General features: G+C 74.1%; 8 protein-coding genes. 3 read left to right on the top strand and 5 right to left on the bottom strand.

Features of this window, described 5'->3' with window-relative positions:
• Positions 1-23: 23 nt before the first annotated feature.
• The 3 genes from IF83_RS0121420 to IF83_RS0121410 all read right to left on the bottom strand — a co-directional run bounded on the left by IF83_RS0121420 (position 24) and on the right by IF83_RS0121410 (position 6,363).
• On the bottom strand, positions 24-1,892 hold the full coding sequence (locus IF83_RS0121420) for an acetolactate synthase large subunit (protein WP_037680719.1): 1,869 nt from the start codon (positions 1,890-1,892) through the stop codon (positions 24-26).
• A gap of 196 nt (positions 1,893-2,088) precedes the next feature.
• Positions 2,089-5,094, bottom strand: coding sequence for an EAL domain-containing protein (locus IF83_RS0121415; RefSeq protein ID WP_394297360.1), 3,006 nt, complete (start codon positions 5,092-5,094; stop codon positions 2,089-2,091).
• Positions 5,095-5,424: 330 nt separating this feature from the next.
• A complete protein-coding gene (locus tag IF83_RS0121410; RefSeq protein WP_030546547.1) occupies positions 5,425-6,363 on the bottom strand; it encodes a 2-hydroxyacid dehydrogenase in 939 nt (312 codons plus the stop codon).
• A 142-nt stretch (positions 6,364-6,505) separates the two neighbouring features.
• Between IF83_RS0121410 and IF83_RS0121405 the strand changes: the two genes are divergently transcribed.
• The 3 genes from IF83_RS0121405 to IF83_RS34140 all read left to right on the top strand — a co-directional run bounded on the left by IF83_RS0121405 (position 6,506) and on the right by IF83_RS34140 (position 9,307).
• On the top strand, positions 6,506-7,567 hold the full coding sequence (locus tag IF83_RS0121405; RefSeq protein ID WP_030546545.1) for an aldo/keto reductase: 1,062 nt from the start codon (positions 6,506-6,508) through the stop codon (positions 7,565-7,567).
• 189 nt (positions 7,568-7,756) lie between these two features.
• Positions 7,757-8,896, top strand: a complete 1,140-nt coding sequence (locus IF83_RS0121395; protein WP_244177153.1) for a PQQ-dependent sugar dehydrogenase — start codon at positions 7,757-7,759, stop codon at positions 8,894-8,896.
• A gap of 237 nt (positions 8,897-9,133) precedes the next feature.
• The gene (locus IF83_RS34140; protein WP_167343615.1) at positions 9,134-9,307 is read left to right on the top strand and encodes a DUF6191 domain-containing protein; all 174 of its coding nucleotides are present in this window, start codon (positions 9,134-9,136) and stop codon (positions 9,305-9,307) included.
• 149 nt (positions 9,308-9,456) lie between these two features.
• Here IF83_RS34140 and IF83_RS0121385 read toward each other — a convergent pair whose 3' ends face one another.
• Both IF83_RS0121385 and IF83_RS33835 read right to left on the bottom strand, forming a co-directional pair.
• A complete protein-coding gene (locus tag IF83_RS0121385) occupies positions 9,457-12,714 on the bottom strand; it encodes a helix-turn-helix transcriptional regulator (RefSeq protein WP_030546541.1) in 3,258 nt (1,085 codons plus the stop codon).
• A gap of 48 nt (positions 12,715-12,762) precedes the next feature.
• Positions 12,763-12,936: a hypothetical protein gene (locus IF83_RS33835; RefSeq protein WP_158711088.1), complete on the bottom strand. Its 174-nt coding sequence runs from the start codon at positions 12,934-12,936 to the stop codon at positions 12,763-12,765.
• Positions 12,937-12,977: the final 41 nt, after the last annotated feature.

Genomic DNA, 12,977 nt, shown 5'->3' with positions numbered 1-12,977 from the left:
CTCTCGCGTCTCGCGTCCGGGGCTCAGTCGTCTTCGTTGTCGCCGAAGTCGGGGCGGACCCCGCGCGCCGCCATGACCTCGTCGTTCGAGGTGCCGGCCGCGACCATGGGCCAGACCATCGCGTCCTCGTGGACGATGAAGTCCACGACGACGGGGCGGTCGTTGATGGAGTTCGCCTTCTCGATGACCGCGTCGAGCTGCTCCGGGTCCTCGCAGCGCAGTCCGACGCAGCCCATGGCCTCGGAGAGCTTCACGAAGTCGGGGACCCGGGTGCCCTGGGAGGCCGCCGGGCTCTCACCGGCCGGCACGGGACCGGAGTGCAGCACGGTGTTGGAGTAGCGCTGGTTGTAGAAGAGGGTCTGCCACTGGCGGACCATGCCCAGGGCGCCGTTGTTGATGATGGCGACCTTGATCGGGATGTTGTTGAGCGCGCAGGTGGCCAGTTCCTGGTTGGTCATCTGGAAGCAGCCGTCGCCGTCGATCGCCCACACGGTGGCGTCGGGCCGGCCCGCCTTGGCCCCCATGGCGGCGGGGACGGCGTAACCCATGGTTCCGGCGCCGCCGGAGTTGAGCCAGGTGGACGGCTTCTCGTACTTGATGAAGTGGGAGGCCCACATCTGGTGCTGGCCGACGCCCGCCGCGTAGACGGTGTTGTCGGGGGCGAGCTCGCCGATGCGCTGGATGACCTGCTGCGGGGAGAGGGTGCCGTCCTCGGGCAGGTCGTAGCCCAGCGGGTAGGTCTCGCGCCAGCGGTTGAGGCTGTCCCACCAGTCGCGGTAGTCGCCCTTGCGGCCCTCGTCGTGCTCGGCCTGGACCGCGACGACCAGGTCGGCGATGACCTCACGGGCGTCACCGACGATCGGGACGTCCGCCGCCCGGTTCTTGCCGATCTCGGCCGGGTCGATGTCCGCGTGCACGACCTTGGCGAAGGGGGCGAAGGAGTCCAGCTTGCCGGTGACGCGGTCGTCGAAGCGGGCGCCGAGGGCGACGATGAGGTCGGCCTTCTGCAGCGCGGTGACCGCGGTGACCGAGCCGTGCATGCCGGGCATGCCGACGTGCAGCGGGTGGCTGTCGGGGAACGAGCCGAGCGCCATCAGGGTGGTGGTGACCGGGGCGCCGGTGAGCTCGGCGAGCACCCGCAGCTCGGCGGTGGCCCGCGCCTTCATCACGCCGCCGCCGACGTACAGCACCGGGCGGCGGGCCTGGGTGATGAGCTTGGCCGCCTCCCGGATCTGCTTGGCGTGCGGCTTGGTGACGGGGCGGTAGCCGGGCAGGTCGACCGCCGGCGGCCAGGTGAAGGTGGTTTTCGCCTGCAGCGCGTCCTTGGCGATGTCGACCAGGACGGGGCCGGGCCGGCCGCTGGCCGCGATGTGGAACGCCTCGGCGATGGTGCGGGGGATCTCGGCGGGGTCGGTGACCAGGAAGTTGTGCTTGGTGATCGGCATGGTGATGCCGCAGATGTCCGCCTCCTGGAAGGCGTCCGTGCCGATCGCCCGGGAGGCGACCTGACCGGTGATCGCGACCATCGGGACGGAGTCCATGTGGGCGTCGGCGATCGGGGTGACCAGGTTGGTCGCGCCCGGTCCCGAGGTGGCCATGCAGACCCCGACCTTGCCGGTGGCCTGCGCGTAGCCGGTGGCCGCGTGGCCGGCGCCCTGTTCGTGGCGGACCAGCACGTGACGGACCTTGGACGAATCCATCAGCGGGTCGTAGGCGGGGAGGATCGCACCGCCCGGGATGCCGAAGACGGTGTCGGCGCCGACTTCCTCAAGAGAGCGGATGAGTGCCTGCGCGCCCGTGACGTCCCTCTCGACGGTGGCGGACCCGTGTCCGCCGCTACGGGCCCGTGGCTGGGGGTGCGGGGCCCCGGCTGCCTGCTCGGTCATCGGCATTCTCTTTCAGAGATGGTTCTGTGTGGGTTTGTGGTCACCAGTGCAACAAAAAACCCCCCGTGCCGTGAGGCAAGCGAGGGGAGCGCGCCGGTGTGTTCAGCAGGGCGTGTAAGGACCTGCTTCAGCCGACGCGCTGTCCAAGTACGAAAATTCGGGTGCGCATGGCTCCGACTTTCTCCCCGGCCCGGTAGGGGTGTCAAGTGGGTGGGACCGACGTCTCACTATTCGAGCGCAGGGCCGGTCCGGGCAGGGCCGGACCGGGGAGCGTCGCGCCGGGCAGGACCGGCCCGGGGACCGCGTCGCGGGCCGCCTCCCAGGTCTCCCCGCCCAGGGCGTGCCGGGGGAGCGCCTCGCGGCCGTCGGGCACGAGGAGCGGCGGTGCGCTCCCGGCGAGCACGGCCTCCCGGACGCCGCCCGCATGGGGCACGGGGTAGCCGCCGCGGCTGAGGGCCCGGCGCAGCCGGTACTCGTCGAGCGGGCCGGAGAAGGCCATGCCCTGGCCATGGGTGCAGCCCATGGAACGCAGCGCCACCACCTGGTCCGGCCGGTCCACGCCGTCCGCGACGGTCTCCACCCCGAGGTCCGCGGCGATCCGCAGCAATCCGGCGGTGATCTTGTGGACGCGGGCGGACTCCACCACGCTCTCGACCAGCCCTCGGTCGAGCCGGAGGATGTCCACCGGCAGCCGGCGGAGGGCGTCGATGGCGGCATAGCCGCTGCCGAAGGCCTCGAGAGCGATGCGCACGCCGAGCCGCCGCAGTCCTGTGAGGCGGCGTTCCAGCTCGTCCAGCGGGATCTTCGGGTCGCCGCCGGAGAGCTCCAGGACCAGTCCGCCCGAGGGCAGGCCGTGCCGGGTGAGGAGGGACTCGACGGTGCCCAGCGGCATGGTGCGGTCCATCAGCCGGCGGGCGGAGAGCCGGACGCACACCGGGACGGCGTATCCGTCGCGGTGCCGCGCGGCGGCCTGCTCCACCGCATGCTCCAGAAGCCAGCGGCCCAGTTCGGCGCCCCGGTCGCCGCCCTTTCCGGCGCCCGCCTCCGAGACCCGCAGGAACTCCGCGGGGGTGAAGAGGATGCCCTGGGCGGAGCGCCAGCGGGCCTGGGCGGCGAGGGCGGTGAGCCGGCCGCCGCCCAGCTCCACCACGGGCTGGTGGAGGAGGGCGAACTCGCCGTCGTTGAGCGCGGCGCGGAGCCGGCCCGCCAGTTCGGCCCGGCGGACGACCTCGGCCTGCATCTCCGGCGCGTACAGCTCGACCCGGTCCTTGCCGGCGGCCTTGGCGCGGTACATCGCGAGGTCGGCGTTGCGCATCAGCGCGCCGGGCGTGATGCCGGGATCGGCGAAGGCGACGCCGATACTGGCGGCGACCCGCACCTCGGTGCCCGCGACCCGGTAGGGCTCGGAGAGGGCGACGCGGAGCCGGTCGGCGATCTCGTGGATGCGGAACTCGCAGTCGGCGCGGTCCCGGCAGCCGTCGCCGAGGATCAGCGCGGCGAACTCGTCGCCGCCGAGCCGGGCGGCGGTGTCCCCGGCGCGCACCGACTCCCGGAGCCGGCGCGCGGCGTGGATGAGCAGCTCGTCCCCGGCCTGGTGGCCGATGGTGTCGTTGACCGCCTTGAAGCCGTCGAGGTCGATGAAGAGGACGGCGGTGCCGGGGTCCGTGCTGCGGCGGCCGCCGAGCGCGCGGCGGACCCGCTCGGTGAACAGGGCCCGGTTGGGGAGGTCGGTGAGCGGGTCGTGCTCGGCGCTGTGCCGCAACTGCGCCTGAAGACGGACCCGTTCGGTCACATCGCGGCTGTTGAAGATCAGTCCGTCCTCGTGGCGGTTGACGGTGGACTCGACGTTGAGCCAGGGGCCGCCGGCGGTCCGCGGGCCGCCGGCGCGGAAGCGGCACTCGATCCGGGTGGTCGGCTCGCTCTCCGGAGGTGCCGACAGCAGCCGGCCGACCTCGCGCATGACGCCGTCGGCGTCCTCCGGGTGGATCAGCGAGGACAGCCGGGAGCCGACCAGTTCCTCCGGCTCGATGCCGTAGACGCCGGCGGCGGCGGGGCTGACGTAGCGCAGGGTGCCGCTCGGGGTGGCGATCATGATGACGTCGCTGGAGCCCTGCACCAGGGAGCGGAAGTGGCTCTCCTGATAGGCCAGTTCCTGGGTGAGGGTGATGTTGTCCATCAGCATGATGCCCTGCCGCACGACGAGGGCGAGCACGACCGTACAGGCGGTGAAGATCACGACCCGGTCGACGCGTCCGCCGTCGATGACGGTGTGCAGGATGCCCAGGGTGCAGACGGCGGCGGCGAGGTACGGCGTCAGGGCGGCCAGCGAACCGGCGATCGGCAGCCCGCCGGGGTACGGCACGGACCCGTCCCGCACCGCCGCGTGGGTCCGGCGCTCGCGCTCCTCCTCGGCCCGGTCCTGCCGGCCGACCCAGGGGGCGTAGGCGAGGAGCAGCGAGCCGGCGAACCAGCCGGCGTCCAGCAGCTGCCCGGAGCGGTACTCCTCGCGGAAGATCGGGGAGGTGAACAGCGCGTCGCACAGCACGGTCAGCGCGAGGGCGGCGATGGCGGTGTTGATCGCGCTGCGGTTCACGGAGGACCGCCGGAAGTGCAGCACCAGCACCATGCTCACCAGCGCGATGTCGAGCAGCGGATAGGCGAGGGACAGGGCGGTCTGCGCCACGCCCTCGCCCCGCCCGTCCGCGGTGTGCGCCAGCGCGAGGCTCCAGGAGAGGGTGAGCAGGGAGCCGCCGATGAGCCAGGCGTCCAGGCCCAGGCAGATCCAGCGCGCGCGGGTCACCGGCCGTTTCGCCAGGACGAGCAGGCCGATGATGGCGGGCGGCGCGAAGAGCAGGAAGCAGAAGTCCGCGGCGGACGGTTCGGGCACCGGCTGCCGCAGCACCACCTCGTACCAGCCCCAGACAAAGTTCCCGGCGGCGGCCATCGAGGAGGAGAGCGCGAAGAGCAGCCAGGCCGGGCGCTGGCAGGGGCGGACGCGGGCGTAGGCGAAGCAGGACACGGCGGCGGCGAGGGCCGCGGCGCTGAGACCGAAGTCCCCCATGATCAGGGCGATGGTCCGGGAGCCCCAGCCGAGGGCCGCACCCGCGGTGTATCCCGCGCAGGCGGCGGCCAGCAGCAGTTGGGGGAGGAGGCTCCGCCGGAAGCCGGTGGCCGCGCGCCCCGGGACCACCGCCCCCCGGGCGCTCACCGGACCGCCCGCGGCGGTGCGGTGCGGCGTTTCGGTCTGCGCACGGGAGCCTGCGGGACCGGCCGCCACCGGCGTCCGGTCGCCGTCTTCTCGCTCTTCCATCGGCCGCGCATCGCCGTCGCCCCCCTTGAGTCACGGTCCTTCGCCGTGCCGTCTTTCGCTCCGCGGCACGGTCCCCGGTCGGGACGATACACCAGTCTCGTCACGCAGCGACATAGGTTACCTACGGAGCGTGACAACTTGCTTGCTGTCAAGTACACTCCGCGCTCGAACGGAAGCACATCGTGTTCGGATGCGCCTCCTCCGGACCGCGCCGGGCGGGCGGCACCGCTAACCCGCCTCGGCCACCACGTTCTCCAGCGGCTCCCCCGCGGCGAACCGCGCCAACTGGGCCCCCAGCAGCCGCCTGGCGCGGGGCAGGAAGGCGGACGTCGGTCCGCCGACGTGCGGAGTGATGAGCACGCCCGGGACGCGCCACAGCGGATGACCTGCGGGCAGCGGTTCGGGGTCGGTGACGTCGAGGGCGGCGGACAGCCGGCCCGAGGCGGTCTCGGCCAGCAGCGCGCCGGTGTCGACGACCGGCCCCCGGCCGACGTTCACGAGCAGCGCGCCGTCCTTCATCCGGGCCAGGAAACCGGCGTCCGCCAGACCGCGGGTCTCGTCGGTGAGGGGGGTGACGAGGATCACCACATCGGCCTCGGGGAGCAGTTCGGGCAATCTCTCCATCGGGTGCACGGGACCGCGCGTGGTGGTGCGGGCGGAGCGCGCGACGCGTGTCACCCGCGCACACTCGAAGGGTGTGAGCCGGTCCTCGACGGCGCTGCCGATGGACCCGTAGCCCACGATCAGCACGTGCTTGTCGGCGAGCGCGGGGCGGAAACCGGTGCGCCACTCCCCCGCGTCCTGGGCCCGGACGAAGGAGGGGATGCCGCGGAGCGAGGCGAGGGTGAGCGTGAGCGCCAGTTCGGCGGTACTCGCCTCGTGCACCCCGCGGGCGTTGCACAGCAGGGTGCCGGGCGGCAGTCCGGGCAGGGCCGGCAGGACGTGGTCCGTGCCCGCGGTCAGCGTCTGGACGACCCGGAGGGAGGTCATCTCCTTCAGCGGCCGCACACAGGTCTCCGCGCTCTTCATGTACGGGACACCGTAGAAGACGCAGCGGGCCGGGTCGCCCGGGTAGCCGGCTCCGCCCTCCCAGTGGAGATAGGTGAACTCACCGGGAAGTCCGTCGATCTCTGCGGGCGGTACGGGCAGCCACACGTCGGAAGTCATGGTCAGGAGCCTAGGCGACGGCACCGGGACGGCAGAGGTTACTGTGCTGCGGGGGCGGTCGGCCCCTGGCCACGGCACGCGGACCGCGGCCCCTCCCCCGGCGGGACGGGCCGCGCGGGGCCCAGGAGGGGTGCGGAACCAGGTGGAGCGCAGGACGATCGGCGCGGGGGCGCTCTCGGTGGGGTCCGTGGGGCTCGGGTGCATGCCGATGAACTGGGGCTACACCACCTCCCAGCAGAACGGGGAGAGTTCGCTGCGCGCCGTGCACGCCGCCCTGGACCGCGGCTGCACGGTCCTCGACACCGCCGACATGTACGGGCCCTTCACCAACGAGTTGCTGGTGGGACGGGTGCTGAAGGAGCGGCGCGCGGACGCCTTCGTGTCCACCAAGTGCGGGCTGCTGGTGGGTGAGCAGCACATCGTCGCCAACGGCCGCCCCGGGTACGTAAAGCGGGCGTGTGACGCCTCGCTCCGGCGGTTGCAGACCGAGGTGATCGACCTCTACCAGCTGCACCGGGCGGATCCGGAGGTCCCGGTCGAGGAGACCTGGGGAGCGATGGCCGAGCTGGTCTCCGCCGGCAAGGTCCGGGCGCTCGGGCTGTGCGCGGTGGGTGCGCGGGCCCCTCGGCGGCCGGAGTGGCGCGGGCAGCGGGCCCGCCGCCGGGAGCGCGGCGGCACCGGCGCTCACGGAGCCGCGGAGGCTCCCGGGATGCACGACGCGACGCTGCGGCAGTTGGAGCGGGTGCAGCAGGTCTTCCCGGTGAGCGCCGTGGAGGCCGAACTCTCGGTGTGGTCACGGGAGGCGCTGGCCGCGCTGCTGCCCTGGTGCGAGGCGCGGGGCGTCGGCTTCCTCGCGGCGATGCCGCTCGGAAACGGTTTCCTCAGCGGCACCCTGACCCCCGGGCAGGGCTTCGAGCCGGACGACCTACGGGCCCGGCACCCGCGGTTCACGGCGGAGATGATGGCCGCCAACCAGCCGATCGTGGCGGGACTGCGCCGGGTGGCCGCCCGGCACGGGGCCACCCCGGCCCAGGTGGCGCTGGCGTGGGTGCTGGCCCGCGGCCGCCATGTGGTGGCGCTGCCGGGCACCAAGAGGGAGGCCTGGGCGGTGGAGAACGCGGGCGCCGCCGAACTGCGGCTCACCGAACGAGATCTGGCGGAGATCGCGGAGCTGCCGGCGGCGCGGGGCTCCTGGGAGGACTGAACGGGCGGGGCCGGGCCGTTGGCGACGGGTGACGGGTGACGGCCGGTCCGGCCGTCCGGCGTTATCGTCCGCACCGGCGGGGAACCTCAGGAGGCGCGGGGCTGTTGTGCAGATGTGCGGTGCGGCCGCCCGCCCCGCCGTACCGGATCCGACCGGAGAGGACCGCAAGCTGTGCGCCGACGCCCCGCTGTGACCGTATCCGCCGCGCTGGCCGCGGCCGCGCTGGTGTTCACCGCCGGCTGCTCCTCCGAGGACGGCGGCTCCGACGGCCCCGCGAGTCCGCCCCCGGCCTCCCCGGGTGACCGGTCCGCCGCTCCCGGCCCGTCCTCCTCCGCGGCGCCCGCGAAGGGTTCCGTGAAAGTGGTGGAGACCGTGGCGGAGGGCCTGGACACGCCGTGGGGGCTGGCCCCGCTGCCGGGCGGCGACCTCCTGGTGTCCTCCCGCGACACCGGCAAGGTCTTCCGGATCGCGGCGGACAGCGGGAAGAAGACCGAGATCGGCACCGTCCCGGGGGTGGCCGCGGCGGGTGAGGGCGGGCTGCTGGGCATCGCCGTGCCGAAGGACGAGGAGATGGTGTACGCGTACCTCACCACCGCCTCGGACAACCGGATCGTGCGGATGCTCTACTCCCCGGACAAGCCGGAGGGCCGTCAGCTCGGCGCCCCGGACACGGTGTTCAAGGGCATCCCCAAGGGCGTGGTCCACAACGGCGGCCGGATCGCCTTCGGCCCGGACGGGATGCTCTGGGCGGGCACCGGGGAGAGCGGCAAGGAGGGCCTCTCGCAGGACAAGGAGTCGCCCGGCGGCAAGATCCTCCGGATGACCCCGGACGGCGAGCCGGCGCGCGGCAATCCGGAGCCCGGCTCGGCCGTGTACTCCTGGGGCCACCGCAATGTGCAGGGACTGGCGTGGGACGCGGACAAACGGCTGTGGGCCTCCGAGTTCGGCCAGAACACCTGGGACGAGCTCAATCTGATCGAGCCGGGGAAGAACTACGGCTGGCCCGAGGCGGAGGGCAGGGAAGGCGGGGAGGGCTTCACGCAGCCGGTCGAGCAGTGGACGACCGAGGAGGCCTCGCCGAGCGGGATCGCCGTGGCCAAGGGGTCGGTCTGGATGGCGGGTCTCCGCGGCGAGCGGCTCTGGCGGATCCCGCTGGACGGAACCCGCCCGGTGGCCGAGCCGCAGGACTTCCTGACCGGTGAGTACGGCCGGCTGCGGACGGTCGTCGCCACGGACGACGGTGGTCTGTGGCTGGTGACCAGCGAGACGGACGGCCGGGGGTCCCCCGGGAAGGACGACGACCGGATCCTCCGGCTGGAGGTCTCCTGACCGTCACCGTCCCGGCAGTACCCTGGGCTCCCGGTACCGCCGGACCGCAGAGCACACCGGGGGCCGTCCCCGGCAGCTCCCGGCTCTCCGGCGGAGCGACGGGCGGCCCGGTCCGGCGGCGGCGACGGCCGTACGGGCGGTAGATGGCCGGTGGCACGCGGCAGGGCTGGGTCGGTCGCCCCGGGACAGGCTCCGGGCAGGGACACTCCGAGCCGGACCGACGATGGGGAGGCGCTGATGTTCAACGCCCTCGAAGAGCTGTTCGCACCCGGCCGGGCGCACACCGAGGAGGAGCGCAACCGCCTCGAACTGGTCGTCCAGGACACCGGGGACTCCGATCCCGGCCGGGGGCCGGTGGACCTCGCCTCCGGTCGGGTGCTGATCCGGCCGCCCCGGAGCGGTACGGCCTGAGCCCCGCCCGGCCCCTCGCGCTGACCCGGCCCGCCCGGCCCCGTCCCGGCGAGCCCTGCCGCGCCCGCCGGGCCACGTGCGCCCGGCCGCGTGCTCCGGACCGTTTCCGCGTGCTCCGGACCGCATGCCCCGGACCGCGTGCCCCGGCCTCAGCCGACGCGCTCCGGGCCGGGTTCCGCGAACATCCGCATCCGGTGGGCGAAGGCCGCCGCCTCACCGCGCCCGGACACTCCCAGCTTGGCCAGGATGTTGGAGACGTGGACGCTGACGGTCTTCGGGGAGATGAACAGCTCGCCGGCTATCGCGCGGTTGCTGTGCCCCGCCGTCACCAGCCGCAGGACCTCCCGTTCCCGGGGCGTCAGCCCCAGTTCGGCGGCCGGGTCGCACGGCTCCCCGGGCACGGGGACGGCGGCGTCGTCCGGGGCCTCCGGTCCGCCGTCCGGCAGCGGGAGCCGGGCCCGGCGGGCGAGCACGGCGACGTCCTCGCGGAGCGGACGGGCGCCGAGCCGCAGCGCGGTGGTGTGCGCCCGCGCCAGCAGGGCGCCGGCCGCCCTCCGCGCCTCCTCGCGGCGTTCCTCCCGCTCCTGCCGGCCGGCACGGTCCTCCCGCTCCTTCCCGCCGGCGCCCTCGTACGGGCCGGTGGAGCCGAGCAGCGCCTCGGCCCGGCGGAAGGCGAGGCAGGCGGAGAGGTACGGGTAGCCGTACGGTTCGAAGGCGCTCGCGGCCTCCTCCCACAGGGCCGGGGCGTGTTCGCCGCGGGCGCGGGCCAGCTCGGCGTCGAACCGCCGTGACCAGGCGGCCCAGAGCGGCGAGCGGTGGGCGACCCCGCGGGCCGAGGCGCGCAGCCGCGCGACCAGCTCCCGCTGGAGCGCCTCGTCGGTGCCGGGGAGCCCGCGGATGTCCGCGGTCATCGCGGCACCGGCCACCAGAAGCTGCCAGACGTACGGTTCCTGGCCGAGCAGCGGCAGCAGGTCCAGGGCGCGTTCGAGCGCGGCGCGGGCCTCGCCGAACCGCCCGGCGGCGGCCGCCTCGCGCATCTCGGCCTCGGCGAGCGGCAGTTCGTACTGCGGTTCCATGTCGTTCCGGCCGAGGTGGGAGCGGCAGGCGGCGATGAGGCCGGGCACCCGGTCGTACGCGCCCCGGTCCAGGGCGAGACCGGCTTCGTGCAGCGCGATCGAGGCGAGCGAGCGGGCACCGCGGACCCGGCCCCGGTACTCCTCGAGCACGGCGGCGGCCTCGTCCCACTCGCCCAGGGCGAGCAGCGCCTCGGCCAGATTGCCCGCGGTGAAGCCGGCGGCGTTGTGCAGGCCGTGCCGGTGGAGCACGACGATGCCCTGCCGGGCCGTCTCCACCGCCTCGGCCGACCGCCCCGCCTTGTGCAGCAGGTCGACCAGATTGCCGTGCACCCTGCCCATCACCTGCGGGAAGGGGCGCCGGCCGACCTCCTCGCGGACGGCGTGCATCTCGGCGATGCCCCGGTCCTCCTCGCCGGCACCGGCCCGCAGCCAGGCGAGCGTGACCCGGCCGGAGAGTGCCACCTCCTCGGCGCCGACCAGCCCGGCCAGCTCCACGGCACGCTCGGCCAGTGGCAGGGTGTCGGTGGCGGAGACATGCATGCTGTGCCAGGTGGCGGCGAGCGCCAGGACGTCGGCGTGCACGGCCGACGGCGGCAGGCCGCGGACCAGCTCCTGGGCTCTGGCGATCTCGGCCCAGCCGTCCCCGCGGCCCATGCCCGTCATCAGCCGGGAGCGCTGCATCCAGAACCAGGCGGCCCGGACCGGGTCCTGCCGCTCGTCGATCAGTTTCAGCGCCTTCTTGGCGAGGGTCAGGGCGCGGTCCCAGGATTCGTCCCACCGCGCCGCCACCACGGCCTCGGCGAGCAGGTCGAGGAAGTGGGGGTGGCAGCCGGGCCGGTCCGGGTCGCAGCCGCAGGCCGGATAGGACTCGGGATACCCCAGCTCCGGCAGGTGTTCACGCTGCTCGGGCGGGACCTCGTCCCACAGCTCCATGGCGCGTTCCAGCAGCTTCAGCTTCTCCGCGTAGGCGTGCCGGCGCCGGGCCTCTCCGGCCGCGGCCAGCACCGCGGGCAGGGCCTTGGCGGCGTCGTGGGCCCGGTACCAGTAGCCGGCGAGCCGGGCCGCGCGCTCCTCGGCCCGCACCAGCGAGGGATCGGCCTCCAGCGCCTCGGCGTACCGGCGGCTGAGCCGGGAGCGCTCGCCGGGCAGCAGGTCGTCCAGGATCGCCTCGCGCAGCAGGGCGTGCCGGAAGCGGTACGCCTCGCCCTCCTCCGTGGGGACCAGGATGTTGGCCCCCACGGCGACGCGCAGGGCCTCGATCAGCTCGTCGTCGTCCGCGCCCGTCACGGCGGCGAGCAGGGCGTACTCGACGGTGGTGTTGCGGGCCGCGGTGCGGACGATGCGCTGGGCGGGCTCGGGCAGCGCCTCCACCCGGACCAGCAGCAGGTCGCGCAGGGAGTCGCTGAGGCCGCAGGAGGCGTAGTCGCTGGTGGCGAGCTCCTCGACGAAGAAGGGGTTGCCCTCGGAGCGTTCGAAGATCTCGTCGGCGAGGTGGCGGTCCGGTTCGGTGCCCCGGATGCCGGTGAGCTGGCGCCGCACCTCCTCGCGGCTGAGCCGGGGGACTTCGATGCGGCGCACGGTGCGGAGCCGGTCCTGCTCGGCGATGAAGGGGCGCAGCGGATGGCGGCGGTGGATGTCGTCGGTGCGGTAGCTGGCGAGCAGGACGAGCCGGCAGCTCTGCAGGGAGCGGAAGAGGTAGCCGAGCAGTTCGCGGGTGGAGCGGTCGGCCCAGTGCAGGTCCTCGATGACGACGACCAGGGTGCGGCCGGCCGCGAGCCGTTCCAGGAGCTGGGCGGTGACCTCGAACAGCCGGGCGCGGCCCTCCTGGTCGTGGCTCTCCCGGGCTCCGGGGCCGTACCGCGCGGTGGGATGGGCGCCGCCCGCGTAAGGAGCGCCGTTCTCGTGCGGGGCGCCGGCGTTCTCGTACGGGACGCCGCCGTGCGTGCCCGGGGCCGGCGGCGGGGGTTCGGGCGGTGCCATGTCGGGGAGCAGCCGGGCGAGGTCGGTCTCCCGGCCGGCGGCGGCCCGGTCGAGATCCGTGCCGAGCTGCCGGTGGAGGGCCCGCAGGGCCGTGGCGAAGGGCGCGAACGGCAGTCCGTCCGCGCCCAGTTCGAGACAGCCCCCCACGGCGGTGACGGCGCCCTCCGCCCGAGCGAGGGCGAGGAACTCCTCCAGCAGCCGGGTCTTGCCCACGCCCGCCTCGCCGCCGACGAGCAGCGTCTGCGGCTCCCCCTCGGCGGCCCGGGCGAGGGCGCCGGTGAGCACGGCCAGTTCGCCGGCGCGGCCGACGAACACAGGGCTGATGGAGGTGACTTGCACGCCGTACAGCATCGCACCGGGGTACGACATCGGGGCACCGGTTTTCCGTCAGGGTGCCGGTCAGGCGCGCCGGGCGGGGCCGCCGCCCGGGGAGGGGGTGTCGTGGCCGGTGCCGGGACGGCCGGAGCGGCGGGCGGAGCGACGGGCCCTGAGGGCCTGCCGGACCAGCCGGTGCTCGGCCGCCTCGCGGAAGAGTTCCTCCTGCTGCATCCGGTGGAATTCGTAGTCGAGCATCTGGGGCTCCCCGTCCGAGGGTTCTGTGGTGTGCCTCCACC

The sequence above is a fragment of the Streptomyces albus subsp. albus genome, assembly GCF_000719865.1.
GTDB lineage: Bacteria > Actinomycetota > Actinomycetes > Streptomycetales > Streptomycetaceae > Streptomyces > Streptomyces albus_E.
The sequence above is the reverse complement of the archived record's forward strand: the minus strand, read 5'-3'. Positions and strand labels throughout refer to the sequence as shown.

Coding starts and splice junctions, on each gene's coding strand:
- IF83_RS34140 (WP_167343615.1), top strand. CDS start 9,134: ATGTTCAACGCCCTCGAAGAGCTGTTCGCACCCGGCCGGGCGCACACC.
- IF83_RS0121385 (WP_030546541.1), bottom strand. CDS start 12,714: ATGCTGTACGGCGTGCAAGTCACCTCCATCAGCCCTGTGTTCGTCGGC.
- IF83_RS33835 (WP_158711088.1), bottom strand. CDS start 12,936: ATGCTCGACTACGAATTCCACCGGATGCAGCAGGAGGAACTCTTCCGC.
- IF83_RS0121420 (WP_037680719.1), bottom strand. CDS start 1,892: ATGCCGATGACCGAGCAGGCAGCCGGGGCCCCGCACCCCCAGCCACGG.
- IF83_RS0121410 (WP_030546547.1), bottom strand. CDS start 6,363: ATGACTTCCGACGTGTGGCTGCCCGTACCGCCCGCAGAGATCGACGGA.